The organism is Aeromonas sp. ZOR0001 (assembly GCF_000801015.1).
GTDB classification, from domain to species: domain Bacteria; phylum Pseudomonadota; class Gammaproteobacteria; order Enterobacterales; family Aeromonadaceae; genus Aeromonas; species Aeromonas veronii.
The window spans coordinates 2595-24645 of sequence record NZ_JRJY01000090.1; the positions used below are offsets into that span (position 1 = coordinate 2595).

Annotated in this window: 15 protein-coding genes and 1 pseudogene; 8 read left to right on the plus strand and 8 right to left on the minus strand. The window is 58.6% G+C overall.

The features are described 5' to 3' along the window. The 6 genes from L972_RS11875 to mgtE all read left to right on the plus strand — a co-directional run. The coding region (locus tag L972_RS11875) for an ABC transporter permease (protein WP_156127050.1) at window positions 1–691 on the plus strand (691 nt) is incomplete at its 5' end. A 295-nt stretch (window positions 692–986) separates the two neighbouring features. Continuing rightward, entirely contained in the window at window positions 987–3533 is a 2547-nt protein-coding gene (gene nirB, locus L972_RS11880) for a nitrite reductase large subunit NirB (RefSeq protein ID WP_047438458.1), read from the plus strand. Further along, window positions 3533–3850 carry a nitrite reductase small subunit NirD gene (gene nirD, locus L972_RS11885; RefSeq protein WP_021230734.1) on the plus strand — a complete coding sequence of 106 codons (318 nt, stop codon included), beginning with the start codon at window positions 3533–3535 and terminating at the stop codon, window positions 3848–3850. Before nirB ends, nirD begins: the two co-directional genes overlap by 1 nt. A gap of 57 nt (window positions 3851–3907) precedes the next feature. Beyond that, window positions 3908–4720, plus strand: coding sequence for a nitrite transporter NirC (gene nirC / locus L972_RS11890; protein WP_047438459.1), 813 nt, complete (start codon window positions 3908–3910; stop codon window positions 4718–4720). A gap of 12 nt (window positions 4721–4732) precedes the next feature. Continuing rightward, window positions 4733–6133, plus strand: coding sequence for a siroheme synthase CysG (cysG, locus tag L972_RS11895; protein WP_047438461.1), 1401 nt, complete (start codon window positions 4733–4735; stop codon window positions 6131–6133). Between the two features lie 146 nt (window positions 6134–6279). Then, complete coding sequence (mgtE, locus tag L972_RS11900; RefSeq protein ID WP_005340782.1) at window positions 6280–7704, plus strand: magnesium transporter; 1425 nt, start codon at window positions 6280–6282, stop codon at window positions 7702–7704. An 80-nt stretch (window positions 7705–7784) separates the two neighbouring features. On the opposite strand, the gene L972_RS11905 is transcribed toward mgtE, so the two are convergent. Next, the gene (locus L972_RS11905; protein ID WP_047438463.1) at window positions 7785–8726 is read right to left on the minus strand and encodes a hypothetical protein; all 942 of its coding nucleotides are present in this window, start codon (window positions 8724–8726) and stop codon (window positions 7785–7787) included. A gap of 349 nt (window positions 8727–9075) precedes the next feature. Here L972_RS11905 and L972_RS11910 point away from each other — a divergent pair, with 349 nt between their 5' ends. Beyond that, entirely contained in the window at window positions 9076–11067 is a 1992-nt protein-coding gene (locus tag L972_RS11910) for a bifunctional 2',3'-cyclic-nucleotide 2'-phosphodiesterase/3'-nucleotidase (protein WP_047438465.1), read from the plus strand. 265 nt (window positions 11068–11332) lie between these two features. Here L972_RS11910 and L972_RS11915 read toward each other — a convergent pair whose 3' ends face one another. The 4 genes from L972_RS11915 to L972_RS11930 form a co-directional block, all read right to left on the minus strand. Continuing rightward, window positions 11333–12298 carry an ABC transporter permease gene (locus L972_RS11915; RefSeq protein WP_005340795.1) on the minus strand — a complete coding sequence of 322 codons (966 nt, stop codon included), beginning with the start codon at window positions 12296–12298 and terminating at the stop codon, window positions 11333–11335. A gap of 2 nt (window positions 12299–12300) precedes the next feature. After that, window positions 12301–13419: an ABC transporter permease gene (locus tag L972_RS11920; protein WP_005357011.1), complete on the minus strand. Its 1119-nt coding sequence runs from the start codon at window positions 13417–13419 to the stop codon at window positions 12301–12303. After that, on the minus strand, window positions 13419–14984 hold the full coding sequence (locus L972_RS11925) for an ABC transporter ATP-binding protein (protein ID WP_005342527.1): 1566 nt from the start codon (window positions 14982–14984) through the stop codon (window positions 13419–13421). Before L972_RS11925 ends, L972_RS11920 begins: the two co-directional genes overlap by 1 nt. 85 nt (window positions 14985–15069) lie before the next feature. Next, on the minus strand, window positions 15070–16068 hold the full coding sequence (locus L972_RS11930) for a BMP family lipoprotein (RefSeq protein WP_047438468.1): 999 nt from the start codon (window positions 16066–16068) through the stop codon (window positions 15070–15072). Between the two features lie 507 nt (window positions 16069–16575). Here L972_RS11930 and uvrD point away from each other — a divergent pair. Then, window positions 16576–18747, plus strand: coding sequence for a DNA helicase II (gene uvrD, locus L972_RS11935; protein ID WP_041209786.1), 2172 nt, complete (start codon window positions 16576–16578; stop codon window positions 18745–18747). A gap of 340 nt (window positions 18748–19087) precedes the next feature. Here the strand turns inward: uvrD and L972_RS20900 are convergent, their stop codons facing one another. The 3 genes and pseudogenes from L972_RS20900 to L972_RS11940 all read right to left on the minus strand — a co-directional run. Next, the gene (locus L972_RS20900; protein WP_081990725.1) at window positions 19088–20455 is read right to left on the minus strand and encodes a DUF4910 domain-containing protein; all 1368 of its coding nucleotides are present in this window, start codon (window positions 20453–20455) and stop codon (window positions 19088–19090) included. Window positions 20456–20457: 2 nt separating this feature from the next. After that, complete coding sequence (locus tag L972_RS20905) at window positions 20458–21252, minus strand: AAC(3) family N-acetyltransferase (RefSeq protein ID WP_081990726.1); 795 nt, start codon at window positions 21250–21252, stop codon at window positions 20458–20460. 237 nt (window positions 21253–21489) lie between these two features. After that, a pseudogene (locus L972_RS11940) lies at window positions 21490–22051 on the minus strand (IS5 family transposase); the annotation flags it as partial.

Here is a 22051-nt window from a genome sequence, read left to right on the forward strand (position 1 = left end):
GGGCTACATCAGTCAGGTGATCGCCCGCTGGCAAAGTGAGGGCAAGGGGCAACCCGAGCTGGCGGTGCGCAACCTCTACAACCCCAACGTCGAATTCCACTGGCATATCCTGCCGGCGCTGGTGGCCATCATCACCACCACCGGCTGCCTGATTGTCACCGCCCTCTCGGTCGCGCGGGAACGGGAAGAGGGCACCTTCGATCAGCTGCTGGTCTCCCCCCTCACCGCAGGCTGGATCATGGCGGGCAAGGCGGTGCCCGGCATCATGGTGGCGGTGGGGCAAGGGAGCATAGTCGCGCTGGCCGCCCGTTTTGTCTTTCACCTCCCCTTTGCCGGCAGCCTCAGCCTGCTGATGGCGGGCATGGTCTGCTACGGGCTGGCACTGGCCGGGATCGGGCTCTTCATCTCGTCGTTCTGCTCGACCCAGCAGCAGGCCTTTCTCGGAGTCTTCTCCTTCACCGTACCGGCGGTGATCCTCTCGGGTTATATCTCGCCGGTGGAGAACATGCCGCAGGTGTTCCAGTGGCTGGCGGCCATCGACCCCCTCACCCACTTCATCGTGCTGCTCAAGGGGGTCTTCCTCAAGGGGTTCGACTGGTCGGCCGCCTGGCCCCTGCTCTGGCCACTGCTCGCCATCGCCGGGGTCACCCTGTCGCTCGCGCTCGCCATGTTCCGCCGCCATATCGCCTGACGCGCCGCCTTGCTCGGCTGATGCCGGTCTCGCCAAGTGCGAGATCGGCTTTTTCCGACAGAAGTTTTCACTCCCCGGCTTTTGCTAAAGCGCTCTTGCTCTCCACCATCCCTCACCCAAAACCAGTGCGGAAATCATCAACTGGTATACCTAATTTTGTATATCTTTGAATTTTATCGAATTACCCCTGACGAGATATATAAATAGACACTTGATTTGCATCAATTGCCCGCCCCGACTGACTGGGTAGCCTAGCCCCAGAATGATGTTTTATTACTCCAAACTAGAGGCAATCATGAGCAAAGTCAGACTGGTCGTTGTGGGCAACGGCATGGTGGGGCACCGCTTCATCGAAGAGTTGATCGAGCGGGCCGAGCCGGGCCGCTACGAGATCACCGTCTTCGGTGCAGAACCCCGTCCCGCCTACGATCGCGTCCATCTCTCCTCCTACTTCTCCCATCACACCAGCGAAGATCTCTCCCTCGTCAAACCCGGTTTCTACGACAAGCACGGCATCCGCCTGCTGCTCGGCGAAGCGGTGAAAAAAATCGACAGGGCCAACCGCGAAGTGCACTCCAACAAGGGCACTGTGGTCGGGTACGACAAGCTGGTGCTGGCCACCGGCTCCTACCCCTGGGTGCCGCCCATTGCGGGCAGTCAGCACCACGAGTGCTTCGTCTATCGCACCATCGAGGATCTGAAAGCCATCCGCAGCGCCGCCAAGAGCGGCAAGAGCGGGGTGGTGATCGGGGGCGGCCTGCTTGGCCTTGAAGCGGCAGGCGCCCTCAAGGCGCTGGGTCTCGAGACCCACGTGGTGGAGTTTGCTCCTGTACTGATGGCCGAGCAGCTCGACGGTCAGGGCGGCCAGCTGCTGCGCCGCAAGATTGAATCCATGGGCGTGCAGGTACACACCAGCAAGAGCACCAGCGAGATCCTGATGCATGGCGGCGAGCAGGCGAAACACCGCCTCGCCTTTGCCGACGGCAGCCAGCTGGAAGTGGACGTGGTGGTCTTCTCCACCGGCATTCGCCCGCAAGATACCCTGGGCCGTTACGGTGATCTGGCCATCGCCGAGCGCGGCGGCATCGTCATCGACGATCACTGCCTCACCTCCGATCCCGACATCTATGCCATCGGCGAGTGCGCCGCCTGGCAGGGCCGCTTCTTCGGGCTGGTGGCGCCGGGCTACAAGATGGCCCAGATCACCGTCGACCATCTGCTCGGCGGCGACAGCCGCTTCGAGGGGGCGGACATGAGCGCCAAGCTGAAACTGCTCGGCGTCTCCGTCGGTTCCATCGGCGATGCCCATGGTCGCACCCCGGGCAGCCACAGCTATGTGTTTCAGGACGATCAGGCCGGCGTCTACAAGAAGATCGTGGTGAACGAAGACAACAGCCGCCTGCTCGGCGCCGTGCTGGTGGGTGACGTGGAAGATTACGGCAACCTGCTGCAGATGATGCTCAACGCCCTGCCGCTGCCGAGCCACCCGGACACCCTGATCCTGCCCGCCTACGCCGGTGCCAAGCCGACGCTGGGGGTGGATGCCCTGCCGGAAAGCGCCCAGATCTGCTCCTGCTTCGACGTCTCCAAGGGCGACATCGCCAAGGCGGTGGCCGAGGGTCACACCACCCTTGCCGCCATCAAGCAGCACACCAAGGCCGGTACCGGCTGCGGCGGCTGCGTGCCGCTCATCAGTCAGGTGCTCAACGCCGAACTGGTGAAGCAGGGCATCGAGGTCAACAACCACCTCTGCGCCCACTTCCCCCACTCCCGTCAGGAGCTGTTCCATCTGGTCAAGGTGGAGGGGATCAAGAGCTTCGACGAGCTGCTGGCCAAGCACGGTCAGGGCTATGGCTGCGAGGTGTGCAAACCGACCGTCGGCTCCATCCTCGCCTCCTGCTGGAACGAGCATGTGCTGAGCCCGCGCAACATCCCGTTGCAGGACACCAACGATATCTTCCTCGGCAACATGCAGAAGGACGGCAGCTACTCCGTCATCCCGCGCATGGCCGGTGGCGAAGTGACTCCGGAGGGGCTGCTGGCGGTGGCTGAAGTGGCCCGCGACTACAAGCTCTACACCAAGATCACCGGCGCCCAGCGCATCGGTCTGTTCGGGGCCCAGAAGGATGATCTGCCCGCCATCTGGCGCAAGCTGCTGGCAGCCGGATTCGAGACCGGTCAGGCCTACGCCAAGGCGCTGCGCATGGCCAAAACCTGCGTCGGCAGCACCTGGTGCCGCTTCGGCGTGCAGGACAGCGTTGGCCTCGGGGTCTTCCTCGAGAACCGCTACAAGGGCATTCGCACCCCGCACAAGATGAAGTTCGGTGTCTCCGGCTGTACCCGTGAATGTGCGGAAGCGCAGGGCAAGGACGTCGGCATCATCGCCACCGACGCGGGTTGGAACCTCTATGTGGGCGGCAACGGCGGCATGAAGCCGCGCCACGCAGATCTGCTGGCTTCTGACCTCGACCGCGAGACCCTCATCAAGCTGATCGACCGCTTTATGATGTTCTACGTCACCAGCGCCGACAAACTGCAGCGCACCTCGGTCTGGCTCGGCAATCTGGAAGGGGGCGTCGACTACCTGCGCGAGGTGATCGTCGACGACAAGCTGGGGCTGGCCGAGACCCTGGAGCGCGATATCCAGACCCTTATCGACAGCTACGAGTGCGAATGGTCGCGCACCCTCAACGAAGAGGAAGCGCTCAAGCGCTTCAGCCACTTCATCAACAGCGACAAGCGCGACCCGGACGTTCAGTTCGTCGCCGAGCGCGACCAGCACCGACCGGCGACCCCGGCCGAGCGCATCCCCGTCTACCAGATCGAGGTGGAAACCAAATGATGAAATTAGCCTGCCAACTCAACGACATCCTGCCGGGAACCGGTGTCTGCGCACTCATTGAAGGTCGCCAGATCGCCCTGTTCCGCCCGAGCGCGGCGGCCGAGGTGTTCGCCATCGACAACCGGGATCCCTTCTTCGCCGCCAACGTGCTGTCGCGGGGCCTGATCTGCGAACACGACGGCGAGATCTGGGTCGCCAGCCCGCTCAAGAAGCAGCGCTTTCGCCTGAGCGATGGCCACTGTTTCGACAATCCCGCCATGTCGGTTCAAAGCTACCCCGTTGAAGTACGCGACCAGCAGGTCTGGGTCGCCGTCTAAAGCCAAATTCACTCTCTTTCGGGCTGCCTGAGGGCAGCCCTTTCAAGGACTCACAAGATGTACACGGAAACCATCAACAAGTGCGCCGCCAACGCGGCCCGCATCAACCGCTTCGAGCGCAGCGACAAGCTCGGCTTCTGGCTCAGCTCCGCCATGGCGGGGGCCTATGTGGGCCTCGGCATCATCCTCATCTTCACCCTCGGCAATCTGGTGGATCCGAGCATCCGACCGCTGGTGATGGGGGCCACCTTCGGTATCGCCCTGACGCTCGTCATCATTGCCGGCTCCGAGCTGTTTACCGGCCACACCATGTTCCTCACTTTCGGGGTGAAGGCGGGCAAGATCACCATGACCGACCTGCTGCGCATCCTGCCGCAGACCTGGGCCGGCAACCTGATTGGCTCCATCGTGGTGGCGCTCATCTACTCCTACGGCGGCAGCCTGCTGCCGGATGCGGGCAGTCTGGCCCACAAGGTGGCGCTGGCCAAGACCCAGGCTCCGGCGCTGACCCTGTTTATGAAGGGGATCCTCTGCAACTGGCTGGTCTGCCTCGCCATCTGGATGGCGCTGCGCACCGAAGGGGCGGCCCGCTTCATCGCCATCTGGTGGTGCCTGCTGGCCTTTATCGCTTCCGGCTACGAGCACTCCATCGCCAACATGACCCTGTTCGCCCTCTCCTGGTTTGGCGCCCATTCCGAGGCCTACACCCTGAGCGGCATCGGCCACAACCTGCTGTGGGTGACGCTGGGCAACACCGTCTCCGGCGTCCTCTTTATGGGCCTCGGCTACTGGTATGCCACCCCGAAAGCAGAGCGCCCGGTTGCAGTGAGCGAGACCACCAGCACCGCCAACCAGACCCGAACCGCCTGATCCGGAGGCCCCATGGACTACTTGCCTATCTTTTGCCGACTCGACAACAAACCCGTGCTGCTGGTTGGCGGCGGCGAGGTAGCGGAACGCAAGGCGCGTCTGCTGCTGAATGCCGGTGCCCAGCTCACAGTAGTCGCCCCCGAGCTCGACCCCGAGCTGGCGGAACTGGCTGCCAACGGCAGCATCGAGTGGCTGGCCGGTGAATTTGTGCCGGAACAACTGGCGGGCAAGTGGCTGGTGGTGGCCGCTACCGATCGGCGCGAGGTGAATGCGCTGGTTTACCAAAGCGCCAATCAGGCGCAGATCTTTGCCAACGTGGTGGATGACCCGAAGCGCTCCAGCTTCATCATGCCGTCGATCATCGATCGCTCGCCGCTGATGGTGGCCATCTCCTCCGGCGGCAAGGCACCTGTGCTGGCCCGGCTGCTGCGGGAAAAACTGGAAGCCCTGCTGCCGCAACATCTGGGGGCCGTGGCGACCTTCGCCGGCAGCCTCCGGGAACGGGTCAAGGCCCGCTTTGCCAGCATGGGGGAGCGGCGCCGCTTCTGGGAGCGGCTACTCGGGGCAGACCGACTCGGGCAGGCGCTGGCGCGGGGCGATAGCGCCTCTGCCCACCAGCTGGCCGACAACCTGTTTGCCGACGAATGCAACACCGCTGGCGAAGTGGTGCTGGTGGGAGCGGGCCCCGGCGATCCGGGCCTGCTCACCCTGCACGCCCTGCGCCAGATGCAGCAGGCGGACGTGGTGGTCTATGACCGGCTGGTCTCCGACGAGGTGATGGCGCTGGTACGCCGCGATGCCAAGCGCATCTTCGTCGGCAAGCAGGCGGGCAACCACTGCGTGCCGCAGGAGGGGATCAACCAGCTCTTGCTGGAGCAGGCGAAGAAGGGGCAACGGGTGGTGCGGCTCAAGGGGGGCGATCCCTTTATCTTCGGCCGTGGCGGCGAGGAGCTGGAGACGCTGGTCGGCAGCGGCATCGGCTTTCAGGTGGTGCCGGGGATCACCGCGGCCAGTGGCTGCGCCGCCTACGCCGGTATTCCGCTGACCCACCGCGACCACGCCCAGAGCGTGCGTTTCGTTACCGCCCATGGCAAGGGGGGCGCCCGGGATCTCGACTGGCCGCTGCTGGCCAAAGATCGGCAGACGCTGGTGTTCTATATGGGACTCTCATCCTGCGCCACTATCCGCGAGCAACTGCTGGCCCATGGCAAGGGGGGCGACACTCCGGTGGCGCTGATCGAGCGCGGCACCCAGCCCTGCCAGCGGGTCATTCGTGGCACTCTCGATGAGCTGCCCGCGCTGGCGGTGGGGGTTGAAAGTCCGGCGCTGATCATGGTGGGATCCGTGGTGACCCTGGCCGACCGGCTCGCCTGGTTTGGCGAGGCCCCGCAGCGCCAGCGAGCCCTCGCCTGAGGGATTCTCGGCAACTCACCATGAGGCCACCAGCAGGTGGCCTCACTTTTACCTCCCTCTTCTCCCATCACGGTCATAACCTGTTGTTTTAAGTCTGGTATCCTATTGGCATTGAGCCCTTGGCTACCATCTCAGGAATTCATCCCATGTCTCTTCCCATCAAGAACAGCGCCCGGCAGCGCGCGGATGACAGATCCCGCATTCTCACCCTGTTGCTGCGCGATGATGCCCTCACCGACAGCCTGCTCGATCCGCAGGTGGTGCAGGATGCCGAGCAGCGCGATCAGACCAGCGAACTCACCGCGCTGGTCAACGGGTTGCCCGCCGCCGACGTCGCCGATGCGCTGGAATCGCTGCCGCCCGATGAGCGTCATGCCCTGTGGGCGCTGGTGGAGGAGGAGAAGCGCGGCCAGATCCTGGTCGAAGCGTCGGAGACGGTGTGGGACAGCCTCATCAGCGGGATGAGCGACAAGGAGCTGCTGCACGCCCTGCGCACCCTGGATATCGACGACCAGATCTATCTGGGCCAGTACCTGCCGCGCAACCTGATGGGGCGGCTGCTCACCTACATGGCCCCCGCCGAGCGGGATCGGGTGCGGGAGGTGATCCGCTACGGCAAGCACACCGTCGGCGCCATGATGGACTTCGAGATCATCACCATCCGCCCCGAGGTGAGTCTGGCCACAGTGCAGCGCTATCTGCGCCTGCGCGGCAAGATCCCCGCCAACACCGACAAGCTGTTCGTCATCGATCGGCGCAACCATTTGCTGGGGGAGCTGGCCCTCACCACTGTGCTGCTGCACAAGCCCGCCACCCTGGTGAGCGATGTGATGGAGCGTGATCCGGTCACCTTCGATCCGGAGGATAACGACGAAGCGGCGGCCCGCACCTTCGAGCGGGATGACCTGCTCTCCGCCGCCGTGGTGGATGGCAAGGGCAAGCTGATGGGCCGCCTCACCGTCGAAGAGGTGGTGGATCTGGTCTATGAGGAGAGTGACACCGACCTGCGCCGGATGGGGGGTATCAGCGAGGATGAAGACGTGTTCGCCCCAGTCTCCAAGGCGGTCAAGACCCGCTGGGCCTGGCTTGCCATCAACCTCTGCACCGCCTTTGTCGCCTCGCGGGTGATCGGCCTGTTCGAGCACACCATCTCCCAACTGGTGGCGCTGGCGGCCCTGATGCCCATCGTCGCCGGGATCGGCGGCAACACCGGCAACCAGACCATCACCATGATAGTGCGGGCGCTGGCGCTGCAGCACATTCAGGCAGGCAACCTCTCCTTCCTGCTGCTACGGGAACTTGGCGTCGCCTTTATCAACGGGCTGGTGTGGGGCGGCACCATGGGCATCGCCACCTATCTGCTCTATCAGGATGCGGCGCTCGGCGCCGTGATGACCCTGGCCATGATGCTCAACCTGCTGGTGGCCGCCCTGATGGGGGTGATTATCCCCATGACCATGACCCGCCTCGGCCGCGACCCGGCAGTCGGTGCCAGCGTGATGATCACCGCCATCACCGATACCGGCGGCTTCTTTATCTTCCTCGGGCTGGCGACCCTGTTCCTGCTGTAAACCGTGCGTTGAAAACAACAAGGGAGCCACTGGCTCCCTTGTTGTTTCAGGCGCGTTTGCCCACCCCTGCCGTTAGCTGTTTATCGCTTGTCAGCGGTGATCAGCAAGCCATTGGTGTCGGGGAAGCCGATGACCAGCGCCTCTTTTTTGGCATCCGTGGTAAAGGTGGTGACATAGGCGACGCGGTTATCCATCGCCCGGGCCAGAGCAGCACTCCAGAGGTTTTCGATCGGCGTGGCTGCAGCGGATTGCTTGAAGTTGCACTTGCCAAACCCAGTCATGGTCAGCTTGCTCAACCCGGCCGTCGCACTCCCCTCGCCCACCAGCGTACAACCTGCCGCCGGAAACTCGATCGCCACCGTCAGCTTGCCGCCGTTGTTGGTGGTATCCACCTTGCCCACCATGTCGCTGCTGAAGCCATCGCTGTCCGTGGCACTCCAGCTGGCCGTGGTCACCGCTTTGGTGGTCAGGGCAGTCACCGCCACATGACCGCTGAAACCGGAATAGATGGGGGAGTTGTCGGAGAACTTGGTGCCGGTGCGGGTGAAATCAAAAACCCAGCGCTTGATCTCCTTGCCCTGCAGATCGATGACCGGCTGATCCTGGAAGGTGATGAGGTTGTGGTCGTTGGTCACCGAGCTGAGCGCCGTGCTGGTGCCGAGCCGTTCGCTGTTGCGGATCAACTGCACCGGGTAGATCCCGTCTTTGTCGGCTTTCTGGTCAGCCTGACCCAGCCACTGGCTGTTGGTCTCGACCTTGCCCACCTGATGATCCACCCAGACACCCCAGTGCTGCACGGTTTCACCCTTCGGGTAGACCAGCGCCAGACCATCCAGATCCTTGATCATGCGCGGCGTCGCCTTGTCGCCGTCGCGGCTCATCAGATTCGCTTGGTAAAGACCCGCCTCCGGCAGAGCCAGCGGCACCCGCTTGGCGATGCTGTTGGCAGCTTTTTCGCTGTCACAGGCAGACAGGGCCGCAGCGCAGGCGATGGCCAGCAGCGCTTTGTTGTGCATTTTCATGAGGTTTTATTCCTTGCTGTCGCTTTGTAATTCTTTAGATGCAATCAATCGCCGCTGAATTTAAGGGAAAGGTCATCTATCAGTCGAATGGAGATCTGTAACCAACCATTACAGCCTCGCAGAAGCGCTTGGCCGCGCCGCTTGCCCCGACCGCACTGCGGTGACTACAGGGTGACTAACGGCGGAAAAGCAGCGAGGGTAGCGACCCGAAAAAACAGATGAAAATCAGAGTCATAAATCTATTAACAGGAGGGTAATTAGCCCGAATTGCCAGCCTGCTCACAATCGGATTCTTTTGCTGTCGATAGAATGCACCACGCTGGCATACCCATAACAAGAGAATCCAACAATGAAAACCACCCTCAAACTGAGCGCGGTGGCAATTATCTTTTTGCTGTCCGGCTGTGACGACAACAACTCTCAGGCCCCCGGTGATCTCACCCTGCGGCTGATCGAAACCTCTGATATCCACTCCAACCTGCTGAGCTACGACTACTACCAGAACAAGCCGGATGCCTCGCTGGGCTTCGCCCGCACCGCTGTGCTGATCCGCAAGGCCCGCGAAGAGAACGCCAACAACTTGCTGATCGACAACGGCGACCTGATCCAGGGCACCCCGCTGGCCGACTATATCCACGACCAGCAGGTCAAGCAGCAGTGGCTGAGCAAGCAGACCCACCCCGCCATCAAGGCGCTCAACACCATGAGCTATGATGTCGGCAACCTGGGCAACCACGAATTCAACTTCGGTCTCGACTTCCTCTCAGAGACCCTAAAAGGGGCCAACTACCCCTACATCAACGCCAACGTCTTCCAGGCCGATGCCTTCAGCCGTGATGGCAAGGGCACCATCGACTGGAGCAAGCAGAAGTTCAAACCCTATGTGGTGCTGGATCGTCAGGTGAAGGATGCCAACGGCAATACCCAGACCATCAAGGTCGGTGTGCTGGGGCTGACGCCGCCCCAGATCACCCAGTGGGACAAGCGCAATCTGGAAGGCAAGGTGGTGGTGGCCGATATGGTCGAGACCGCCGAGCACTATGTACCCGAAATCCGCGCCAAGGGTGCTGACATCGTCGTGGTCGTGGCCCATACCGGCATCATCGGTGACCCGCGCGAACCCATGATGGAGAACGCCGCCCTGCCGCTGGCCAAGGTAAAGGGGGTCGATGCCCTGCTGCTGGGCCACGCCCACCGCACCTTCCCGGGTGACTACCCCAACATGACCGACGTGGACAACGAAAAAGGCACCCTGGCGGGGGTACCGACCGTGATGCCGGGCGTCTGGGGCAACCACCTCGGCATCATCGACCTGCACATGACCTGGAAAGAGGGTCGCTGGGAAGTGGCCTCCAGCCAGTCCCAGCTGCGCAAGATCGACAGCAGCGCCAGCAGCACCGAAGACCAGGCGGTAGTCGATCAGGTCATTGCCGAGCACGAGCAGGCCAACCAGTGGCTGGACGAGCCCCTCAGCAAGATCACCAAGCCGATCCACAGCTTCTTCGCGCTGGTGCAGGATGACCCCTCCATCCAGCTCGTCAGCGACGCCCAGCTGTGGCATGCCAAGAAGCTGCAACAGGATGGTCAGCTCAAGGAGAAATGGCCCATCCTCTCCGCCGCCGCGCCATTCCGTGGCGGTCGCAACGGTCCGACCGACTTCACCTATGTACCGGCTGGCGATATCTCCCTGCGCAACGTGGCCGACCTCTATGTCTACCCCAACACCCTGCAGGTGGTCGCCATCAATGGCGCGACCGTACAGGAGTGGCTGGAGAAGAGCGCCGTCCAGTTCAACAAGATCGATGCCGCCAGCACCGCTACCCAGTGGCTGGTGAACGAGAAGTACCGCACCTACAACTTCGACGTGATCGACGGGGTGAACTATCAGGTCGATGTGACCAAACCCGCCCGTTACGATGTGGATGGCAACAAGGTGAGCGACAGCTATCGCATCACCAACCTCACCTATCAGGGCAAGGCGATCGACCCGGCCCAGATGTTCTACGTGGTGACCAACAACTACCGCGCCAGCGGTGGTGGCAACTTCCCGGGCATCAACGCCAAGGTGATCGTCCATGAAGATCAGTTCGAAACCCGCGAAGTGCTCTCCGAATACCTCAAGGATCTGGCAGAGAAGAATCCGGCCGGTTTCGAGCCTCCAGCAGACAACAACTGGCAGCTGGCTCCCCTGCCCGCCAATCTGGATCTGCGCATCTACAGCTCGCCACGCAGCGAGGCGCAAGCCCTGACCGGTGGCAAGCTGAACTATGTGGAGACCCTGCCGCCCACCGATGCCAAACACCCCGGCTTTGGTGTCTACAAGCTGGTGCTGGTACCCTGAGCCTCAGGGTTAATCCGGCAATAACCTCTGCAACCCCCTCCTGATACGAGGGGGTTTTTGATGGCGCTGGCAGAGGGGTCAGCTCTTGTACGCCAGCCGCTACCTGCGGCAACTCGCGCAGCCCCTTTATCCCTTCACGGCATTGTCACCCTCTATCACACCATCCAGATCCCGGCTGGTCTGCCCTATCCCGCCCATAAAAAACAGGCCCACCGAAGTGGGCCTGCTGTTATCTGTGTGATCGGGAATATTGCGATAAAAGGCGCTACTCCCGCTCCTTCACATAAGGTGTACCAAGCGCCTTCGGTGCCACCGCACGGCCGATAAAACCGGCCAGCAGGAACACGGTCAGGATGTATGGCAGTGCCTCGATGGCCTGCACCGGAATGGCGAAGCCACCGATGCTGACCCCTTGCAGGCGGATGGCGACCGCATCGAGGAAGCCGAACAGCAGGCAGGCTGCCATGGCATTCCAGGGACGCCACTTGCCGAACACCAGCGCCGCCAGCGCCATAAAGCCCTTGCCCGCACTCATGTTGGGGATGAACTGGGCCGTCTGGGCCACCGCCAGATAGGTGCCACCGATACCGGCCAGCAGGCCGCCGATGAGGAGCGCGGTGTAGCGCATCCGCACCACAGAGATACCGGCGGTATCGACCGCTGCGGGCGCCTCGCCCACCGCCCGCAGACGCAGACCGAAGCGGGTACGGAACATCACCCACCAGGCCAGCGGCACGCAGGCGAACGCCACGTACTCCAGCAGGGAGTGGCCGCTCAGCAGCTCGCTGTAGAGCTGGCCGATCACCGGCACATCCCACAGCTCCTTGGCATAGGGCAGATCGATGGGGGCGAAACGGGCATCACCGGAGAGCGCCGGAGTCTGGCCCCCCTGATCGAACCAGTAACGGCCCAGGGTGACGGTCAGACCGGCCGCCAGAATGTTGATGGCCATGCCGCTCACCACCTGATCACCGCGGTGGGTGATGGTGGCAAAGCCGTGCATCAGGGCAAACAGGATGGAGACACCCACCCCGGCACCCAGACCTACCCAGGCAGAACCGGAGACCGCCGCCGCCGCACCACTGGCGAACGCCGCCGCCAGCAGTTTGCCTTCCAGCGCGATGTTGACCACCCCGGAGCGCTCGCAGAACATGCCCGCCATGGCGGCCAGAATCAACGGCGGCGCAGTACGAATGGTCGCATCCAGCATCAGGATCAGAATTTCAAACATGATCAGACTCCTTTAGCTTGCGCGGCTGAGCGGTTGGCAAACGCCAGATAGAGCTGCTCGATGCGCGGACGCATCATGTGCTCAAGGGCGCCACAGAACAGGATCACCAGACCCTGCAACACCACCACGATGTTGCGGTCGACACCGAACTCGAAGCTGAGCTCGGCGCCCCCCTGATAGAGGAAGCCGAACAGCAGGCTGGCGATGATGACGCCCACCGGATGGTTGCGCCCCATCAGCGCCACCGCGATACCGGTGAAGCCGAACCCTTCCACGAAGTTGAGCTTGATCTGGTGCAGCTCACCCTGCAGCACGTTGAGGGCAAAGAAGCCCGACAGCATGCCGGAGATGACCATGGCCAGGATCACCACCTTGGGATAGGAGATACCGGCATAGGCGGAGGCACTTTGGCTGGCGCCGACCGAGCGGATCTCGTAACCCCAGCGAGTGTGCCAGATAAAGACCCACACCAGCGCCGCACAGATCAGCGCCCAGAAGAAGCTGATATTGAGCGGGCTGTTGGGGATCTCCATCCCGAACAGGTTCGCCAGCCCGCTCATCTTGGGCAGCCAGCTTGCTTCGGCAAACACCTTGCTCTCGGTCGCCATCGAGCCGGGCGGCTTGAACACCTCCACCAGCAGATAGGCCATCAGGGAGGCGGCGATGAAGTTGAACATGATGGTGGTGATAACGATATGGCTGCCGCGCTTGGCTTGCAGCCAGGCCGGAATAAAGGCCCAGGCGGCACCGAACAGACCACCGGCAATGATGGAGAGCGGCAACAGCAGGGCAAACGGCAGCACATCGCCGAGCATCAGACAGACCAGACCGACACCGAGACCGCCGATATAGGCCTGACCTTCACCACCGATATTGAACAGACCGGCGTGGAAGGCGACCGCCACCGACAGACCGGTAAAGATAAAGCCGGTTGCGTAGTAGAGGGTGAAGCCGACCCCTTCACCGGTGCCGAACGCGCCGTACCACATGATCTTGGCGGCATCGACCGGGTTGATGTCGAGGTAGTAGAACAGAATGGCCGACACCAGGAAGGCCAGCAGGATGTTGACCGCAGACAAGACGCCCACGGAGACCCAGGCAGGAATACGTACTTGGCTCATCAGTGGGCCTCCTTGGCAACTTCGTCCGGCACTATGTTTGCCATCATCAGACCAATGGTGCGCTCATCCGCCTTGGCACCATCCAGCTCGCCGACGATGCGACCATCGGCAATGACCAGAATCCGGTCTGCGAGGCTCATGATCTCGTCCAGCTCCACCGAGACCAGCAATACCGCCTTGCCCTTGTCGCGCATGGCGATGATCTGCTGGTGGATATACTCGATGGCGCCGATGTCGACCCCGCGGGTCGGCTGGCCGATCAACAGCACATCCGGGTCCTGCTCCACTTCACGGGCGATCACCAGCTTCTGCTGGTTGCCACCGGAGAAGTTGGCGGTCTTGTGATCGGGATGGGGCGGGCGCACGTCCCACTTCTCCATCTTGGCCTGACAATCCTGCTGGATCGCCTCCTTGTTCTGCAGCCACCCCTTGTTGTATTGCGGGCGACGGTGATAACCGAGAATGAAGGCCTCTTTCGCCTCGAAGCGGTTGATCAGCCCCATCTTGTGGCGATCTTCCGGCACATGACCGAGGCCGTAGTTTCGCACCAGCTCGGGATCGGCCGGATGCTCCGCGCTCACCTTGTGCACGCCGCTGCGGCTGCTGATGGTGAAGCCGCCCTTGCTCGGCTTGAGAATACCGCCAAGCAGGCTGAGCAGTTCGGACTGACCGTTGCCGGAGACCCCGGCGATGCCGACCACTTCACCGGCCCGCACCTCGAAGCTGACCGATTTGACCCGCTCCACCTTGCTGGCGTCGAAATAGCTGAGCCCTTCGATCTTCAGCTTGGCTTCACCGGGCTGGGTTGGCCCCTTGTCGACCTTGAGGCGCACCTTGCGGCCCACCATCAGTTCGGCCAGCTGCTCCTTGTCGGTATCCTTGGTGGCGACGTGGGCCACCATCTCACCACGGCGCATGATGGAGACCTGATCGGTAATGGCCAGGATCTCCCGCAGCTTGTGGGTGATAAGGATGATGGTTGCCCCCTGATCCCGCAGCTTTTTCAGCACCTCGAACAGGTGATCCGCCTCTTGCGGGGTCAGTACCCCGGTCGGCTCGTCGAGGATCAGGATGCGGGCGCCGCGATAGAGCGCCTTGAGAATTTCGACCCGCTGTTGCAAGCCAACCGGCAGATCTTCGACCTTCTCGTGCAACGGCACGTCGAGGCCATAATCCCGCGCCAGTTCGCCAAGCAGCTTTTCGGCTGACGCCACGCTCTGCTGAAGGTGCCAGCCGTTCTCAGCGCCGAGGATGACGTTTTCCAATACGGTGAAGTTATTGACCAGCATGAAGTGCTGGTGAACCATGCCCACCCCTGCGGCAATCGCATCTTGTGAGCCATGGGGTTTGAAAGGATTCCCGTCGATCAGCATCTCGCCTTTGTCGGCATGGTAGAAACCATAAATGATGCTCATCAGGGTGGACTTACCGGCGCCATTTTCGCCGACAATGCCGTGGATACTGCCTTTGCGAACCTTAAGGTCGATCAGCTTGTTGGCGTACACTTCGCCGAACCGCTTATCGATACCTCTTAATTCGATGGCATAGCGATCTGTCTGGTCCATGATGCAGCCCTGCGTTTCATGAAATAAGACTAAAAACCGGCCCGTGCGGGCCGGTGGTGCGTTGAGAGTCGTAGCAGCTATCTAATTAGTATTTGCAGGTGTTATCGCTCATGTAGTCATGAACCTTGACCTTGCCAGCGATGATTTCAGCCTTGATGGCATCCACCTTGGCTTTCATTTCCGGGGTGATCAGCTTCTCGTTGTCCTTGTCGAGAGCCCAATCCACACCGCCTTCAGCCAGACCCAGGTTCTTGATACCCGGCTTCCACTCGCCTTTGGCAGCGTCATCCCAGGTCTGGTAAGCGGCCAGACCCACAGACTTGACCATGGAGGTCAACATGGTGCCCGGTTGCAGGTGGTTCTGGTTGGAGTCCACACCAATGGCGAACTTGCCGCTGTCCTTGGCTGCCTGATAGACACCGATACCGGTACCGCCAGCTGCGGCGTAAACCACGTCAGCGCCTTTGGCAAACTGGGACTTGGCCAGCTCGGCACCTTTGGCCGGGTCAGCAAACGCGGCCGGGGTAGAGCCCGCCATGTTTTGGAACACTTCGATCTTCGGATTGACGAACTTGGCACCCTGCTCGTAACCGCACTGGAATTTGCGGATCAGCGGGATATCCATGCCGCCCACGAAGCCGACCTTACCGCTCTTGGAAGCGATGGCAGCCAGTGCACCCACCAGGAAGGAACCTTCATGCTCCTTGAAGATGACGGACTGGACGTTCGGCTTGTCGACCACCATGTCGATGATGGTGAACTGGGTTTTCGGGAATTCGGTCGCAACCTTCTCTACCGCAGAACCCATGTTGAAACCGACCGCCACGATCGGGCCGTTGCCACGGCTGGCCAGACGACGCAGACCCTGCTCGCGCTGGGCTTCGTTCTGGGGTTCAAACTCTTTGACCTTGACGCCCTTGTCCTTGTTGTAGAGCTCGACGCCGTTACGGAACACGGCTTCGTTGAATGATTTGTCATACTTGCCCGCGGTGTCATAAATGACGGCTGGCTCGGAAGCAGCCTGAACAGAGAGAGCAGCGAGAGTGAGGGAGGCCACAGTGGCCAGCTTGAGCACTTTAGTCACGATCGTATCCTTGATTGTTATTAAGTGAGGGAACTTGCTTGCCTGTCAGAGCAGGCTATCTAGCACGCAGGCTTACTCTAAGTCAGCCCCGATGCGGGTCAAGCAAATGATAAGGGAAAAACGTTTGCGTTAACGGTTTGAATTCTAAGCAAATAACCTTATAAGCAGTTGTTTTTTAGCTACTTTTCAGTTTTTTATGCTAACAACCAAAAGACCCAAACGACATTTCTCTTATTGTTCAGCAAGTTACTGTAAACCGTTTTCCCCTCTTATTCATCCAGCCCCCCGGCAAGCCCGTGATCCGGCTCGCAAAATCCCCACAAACCGCGCGAGCAAGGATTGGCTACAGCTGGAAACCTTCCCGTCCCGTTCTCTCTGCGCCAGCCAAAAATGGCCGCACCGGTGCCCCTGCAACCGCCCATCTCGCCTCTCCCCCCGAGTTTGGATTTGGTCTGGCAGGGGGGATGGCCGTATAATCCCCGCCTGTATAAATAAACAGGAGTGGTGATGGACGTTTCAACCCTGCTCGACGGGCTCAACGACAAGCAAAGAGATGCCGTTGCGGCGCCCCGCAGCAACCTGCTGGTGCTGGCCGGTGCCGGTTCGGGCAAGACCCGGGTGCTGGTGCACCGTATCGCCTGGCTGATGCAGGTGGAACGCTGTTCACCCTTCTCCATCATCGCGGTCACCTTTACCAACAAGGCGGCGGCCGAGATGCGCGGCCGGGTCGAAAAAGTGATTGGCGACGGCGTACGCGGCATGTGGATCGGCACCTTCCACGGCATCGCCCACCGTTTGCTGCGGGCCCACCATCTGGATGCGGGCCTGCCGCAGGATTTCCAGATCCTCGACTCCGACGACCAGTACCGGCTGATCCGCCGGGTGCTCAAGGCGCTCAACCTCGACGAGAAGCACTGGGCCCCGCGCGCCGTGATGGGCTACATCAACGGCAAGAAGGACGAGGGGCTGCGCCCCGGCGACATCGACCTCTATGGCGACCCCGTCACCCGCACCTATCAGCAGATCTACAAGACCTATCAGGAGACCTGCGATCGCTCCGGTCTGGTGGACTTCGCAGAACTCTTGCTGCGCGCCCACGAACTGTGGCTCAACAAGCCGCACATCCTCGAACACTACCGCGACCGCTTCCAGAACATTTTGGTGGACGAATTTCAGGATACCAACGGCATCCAGTACGCCTGGCTGCGGATGCTGGCGGGTAACAGCGGCAAGGTGATGATCGTCGGCGACGATGACCAGTCCATCTACGGCTGGCGCGGCGCCAAGATCGAGAACATCCAGCGCTTCCTGACCGACTATCAGGGCGCCGAGACCATCCGCCTCGAGCAGAACTACCGCTCCACCGCCAATATCCTCAAAGCGGCCAACAGCGTCATCGCCAACAACGCCGAGCGCCTTGGCAAGGAGCTGTGGACCGAAGGGGCCGAGGGTGAGCCGATCTCCCTCTACGCCGCCTTCAACGAGGTGGACGAAGCGCGCTTCGTGGTCGGCCGTCTCAAGGATTGGAAGGAAAAGGGCGGCCTCTTGGCCGACTGCGCCATCCTCTATCGCTCCAACGCCCAATCGCGGGTGCTGGAAGAGGCGCTGATGCAGGACGCCATGCCGTATCGCATCTACGGCGGCCTGCGCTTCTTCGAGCGCCAGGAAATCAAAGACGCCATGGCCTACCTGCGCCTTATCAACAATCGCGGCGACGACGCCAGCTTCGAGCGGGTGGTCAACACCCCGACCCGCGGCATCGGCGATCGCACCCTCGAGATCCTGCGCGGCAACGCCCGCGATCAGGGGCTCAACCTGTGGCAATCGGCCAAGGCGCTGCTCAACGACAAGGTGCTGACCGGTCGCGCCGGCAACGCGGTGCGCGGCTTTGTCGAGCTGATCGACGCGCTGGAGGAGCAGGTCGCCATGCTGCCGCTGCACCAGCAGGCGGATATCGCCATCCAGAACTCCGGCCTCAAGGCGATGTATCTGGCGGAAAAGGGCGAGAAATCCCAGGCACGGGTAGAGAACCTGGACGAACTGGTCACCGCCTGCCGCCAGTACCAGCGCCCGGACGAGCTGGAAGATATGAGCGATCTCTCCGCCTTCCTCGCCCACGCGGCGCTGGAGTCCGGCGAGAATCAGGCGGACGAATATGCCGATGCGGTGCAGCTGATGACATTGCACAGCGCCAAGGGGCTGGAGTTCCCGCTGGTGCTGCTGGTCGGCGTCGAAGAAGGGATGTTCCCCAGCCAGCAATCGACCGAGGAGTCGGGCCGGCTGGAGGAGGAGCGCCGCCTCTGTTACGTCGGCATGACCCGCGCCATGGAGAAGCTCTACATCTGTTATGCCGAGAGCCGCCGCATCTACGGCCGCGAGATGTTCCACAAGCCGAGCCGCTTTATCCGCGAGATGCCCGCCGAGTGTCTGGAAGAGATCCGGCTGCGCACTCAGGTCAGCCGCCCCACCCAGTACGGCCGCTTTAGCCAGAACGAGGTGCAGCAGAGCTTCGACGCCAGCGGCATCAAGCTCGGCCAGCGGGTGCTCCATCCTAAATTCGGCGAAGGGGTGGTACTCAACTTCGAAGGGGTCGGCCAGCAGAGCCGGGTGCAGATCCAGTTCGATGACGTCGGCGCCAAATGGCTGGTAACGGCATATGCCAGATTGGAAGCGCTCTGATTTTTCCTGCTCTTGATGCAATCAACCCGGCTTAGGCCGGGTTGATTGCATCATTTATTGAGATGGCTTCATAACTCGCTCATTCGAATACGCTTCGCGATTTACCCAACCCAATGCCCACATCAGAGTAAGATAATGACTGGGACCCCATCCTAAGATACGTTCACAACGGTGCTGAACTGAATAAGGCAGTACAATACAAAGAGGCAGACCAAAAGGAGATCAAAGCAATAACCATCCCCCTTCCACAGAATATCAATGATAAACTTAAACATCAATTTAACATATATCAGAAATGGCCTACACTAATTCACCATTTGGTTCGATTGCCACATTAAAATTATATTTCACTTACTTCCTCCATACTATTTATCTTAGGTGAATATCGTGAGCTATTTATTAAGCCATCGATGCCAATATATATAGGTGAGTCTAATAATGTAAGTAGATTATGTTCTACTAAGTTAGTGACTATCGGATATAACTCCCATACCGGAACACCACAAAGGTCTGCTATATCAATTAATGATCGCATCCCATCCGACCAAGTAAGCAAATCCATCATTACCTTTACTTCCTGACCACTTGATTTGGTTGATAACGTTGGATAAAGTCCTCGCCTTCCTAACTGTGGTTCACAATAAACGTTAACCTTTGGGTAGGTGAAATTTTCAATAGCTTCAATAGCTTTCATTAACGCATTATAGCCACCAGCCAATCCTTCAGGTGTAACCACATGTTCAAGATCATCAAGAGAGGTGTGGTATTCAGCATACTCACCATATTTTGTTCTCATAATTGATGCTATCGGTAAATCAACACCTGGCGCACAATATTGACGCTCATCACTACCTCTATCGGCCCAATTATAACGCTTGAAATTTTCATCTATATTCTTTAAGACATGTAATGCAATAATATCACTAATTGTTTTTCCATTTCTTGAGGGAAGATAAGAATAGCATCTATTATCTCCGACACAGGAGATGTTAAATCCAGCAAAAACGTTAGATTTTAAAGTTATGATATTTTTGCTTAAATATGTTATTGACCCAATGGTTTCTGGTATAAAAACAAATCTATATGTATACTTGTTGTTTTTCCTTTCACTCAACCACTTGGCCAGATATGCCGTGACAGAAATCCCAGACAGTTCATTATTTGCCATAGATGGGTGACAAATGTAGGTTGAAATAAAAACCTCTTTATCTGACTGCCCTCTAATTAATAGCTCACCATAAGTCAACCAACCATTAAATAGCTCAGAGTCTATAACAACATGGTACTCTCCTTCCTCTAACTGCATTCTGTCATTTTGTGAAATACAGAAACCCCACCTCTTTTTGTAATATGATGTGATATATGGTATTGCATTAGGCTGATCAGGGAGAGAATATAGGAATTTATTTAACTCCGATAAATCCATTCGTTTATTAACCGGAATACTATACCCCACTAAATGGAGATTATTTTCACGAAAGTCACATATCTTCTTACCGCTTGGTGTAATGATATATGCCTCGCGAACACGCCATTCTTCGGGGATCGTCCAATCGAAAACTTGCTCCCCCGACGCCACCTCATGCGTCCTGAGATCAGGAATTATATTGGTTAATTCTTTAAGGGTGTTCCTCACACCATCACCAGTAATACTCCTATTAAAATGCCACAGCGACTTGGCAAGAGCATGAATACAATTACCTATCATTACTACCGCTCCTCTATAGAAAATAAGTGGTCACGAGCTTTACCATCGTCTATGAGCTTACTTATATAGTTAAACATATCCGCAGCATTTATTGTTCTTAAGCCACTACCATGCCTGGGCCTGAATCCCTTATAAAGCCCTGCAGACCATAGCAACTCCCCAGCTGGATTCACATTTGTTACAACCCCACGTTCGATATCTCGCACATATAATTTATATTTTTTTCTTGTTGTTTCACCTTGAATGTTCGTGTAGCCTCCAGAAAATTCTTTGAAATATCGATAACTAACCATTTTTACTTCTTCAATATGATGATAAAACGTCATACTGTACTGATCTTCCAAATCTAAAGATGCTATTTTACCACCCATATGCTTTAAAATTCCAAATGGAGAGTCTTCAGCATAACCACTTTCATTATCAACGTTATAAAACAATTTTTGATACTTACCAATAACTGCAAATGAATAAATTGGGTGTCCTGTTCTTATGGCATCTTTATGCTTTCGAGCAACCTCAGTCAATGCTCCCATTTGCGATGGGGTAGTCCTAATATCGAATGGCATGCCTTGTGTAAAATCAAAGTTAAATAATGGCAGCAGCAATGTCCCTTCCTGTCCCAACACATCCAATAGACTATCAAAAATATCGCCAGGAGAAATTGAGGAACCATTTTTTTTATATTCAAGAAGAGTTCTTTTAATATTGCTATGAATAAGAATGGCATCTCCTGGTGCGATTCCAGATTGAAGCCATCTCTGTCTGAGAGAACTGATATGAAACATATTATTGCTCATCAACATTTCCTTTATTCCGACTAGTAATAATCTCAACAACTTATCAGAGATTTATTTTTTCTAATTATACACAACAGGAGCCTCGTTGGAAGCCAACGCGAGTATCAATTATTTTTCGTTAATCACTATTAACTGATATTTCTAATGCTGAAATATATTAAGGTGACTTATACCTTATGGAGGCGTTGTTGCCCAAATCAGCCAGCAAGTCATGACTCCCCCAGCCCTGGGTGACCGCTACACTCGGGACTTTCTGACAGGCAGACCAAGGGTATTCAGCTTGTTTATGGCGCTAACATACGCCATGACTTCTCCCACCCATGACTTCTCCCACTTGGCCGTTGTAGTTACGCAGGCTGATTTTCCCCGCCAGCAACTGCTTGAACCGATACATTGCTGTCTCTGCCAGTGAGCGACAGTGATACCCCGATATCTTCTTCCAGTGCGTTACCCCCTCCTTGCGCATCACCAGCACCGCCTCATTTCTCGGATGTCCCTTGTCCCATAACCCCGCGCTTTTGCGAGGCGGGATACAGGCTGTTGCCCCTTTGCGCAAGATAAGCTGATGGCTGGCTTTGCTGTCGTAGGCGCCATCCGCATAAACACGCCCCAGTTTGCGCCGCAGTGGATTGAGCAGAGTCGGCAACACCTCGACATCATGGACATTTTCCAGCGAGATTTCTGCCGCCACGATATCGTGAGTGGCTGGGTCTACTGCCAGATGCAACTTGCTCCACACTCGCCGTTTCTCGGCGCCGTGTTTTCTGACTTTCCACTCGCCTTCACCAAATACCTTCAG

Excerpts from the sequence above, each read along its gene's own strand:
- nirB (WP_047438458.1), top strand. The coding sequence starts at position 987 with ATGAGCAAAGTCAGACTGGTCGTTGTGGGCAACGGCATGGTGGGGCAC.
- nirD (WP_021230734.1), top strand. The coding sequence starts at position 3,533 with ATGAAATTAGCCTGCCAACTCAACGACATCCTGCCGGGAACCGGTGTC.
- nirC (WP_047438459.1), top strand. The coding sequence starts at position 3,908 with ATGTACACGGAAACCATCAACAAGTGCGCCGCCAACGCGGCCCGCATC.
- cysG (WP_047438461.1), top strand. The coding sequence starts at position 4,733 with ATGGACTACTTGCCTATCTTTTGCCGACTCGACAACAAACCCGTGCTG.
- mgtE (WP_005340782.1), top strand. The coding sequence starts at position 6,280 with ATGTCTCTTCCCATCAAGAACAGCGCCCGGCAGCGCGCGGATGACAGA.
- L972_RS11905 (WP_047438463.1), bottom strand. The coding sequence starts at position 8,726 with ATGAAAATGCACAACAAAGCGCTGCTGGCCATCGCCTGCGCTGCGGCC.
- L972_RS11910 (WP_047438465.1), top strand. The coding sequence starts at position 9,076 with ATGAAAACCACCCTCAAACTGAGCGCGGTGGCAATTATCTTTTTGCTG.
- L972_RS11915 (WP_005340795.1), bottom strand. The coding sequence starts at position 12,298 with ATGTTTGAAATTCTGATCCTGATGCTGGATGCGACCATTCGTACTGCG.
- L972_RS11920 (WP_005357011.1), bottom strand. The coding sequence starts at position 13,419 with ATGAGCCAAGTACGTATTCCTGCCTGGGTCTCCGTGGGCGTCTTGTCT.
- L972_RS11925 (WP_005342527.1), bottom strand. The coding sequence starts at position 14,984 with ATGGACCAGACAGATCGCTATGCCATCGAATTAAGAGGTATCGATAAG.
- uvrD (WP_041209786.1), top strand. The coding sequence starts at position 16,576 with ATGGACGTTTCAACCCTGCTCGACGGGCTCAACGACAAGCAAAGAGAT.
- L972_RS20900 (WP_081990725.1), bottom strand. The coding sequence starts at position 20,455 with ATGATAGGTAATTGTATTCATGCTCTTGCCAAGTCGCTGTGGCATTTT.
- L972_RS20905 (WP_081990726.1), bottom strand. The coding sequence starts at position 21,252 with ATGAGCAATAATATGTTTCATATCAGTTCTCTCAGACAGAGATGGCTT.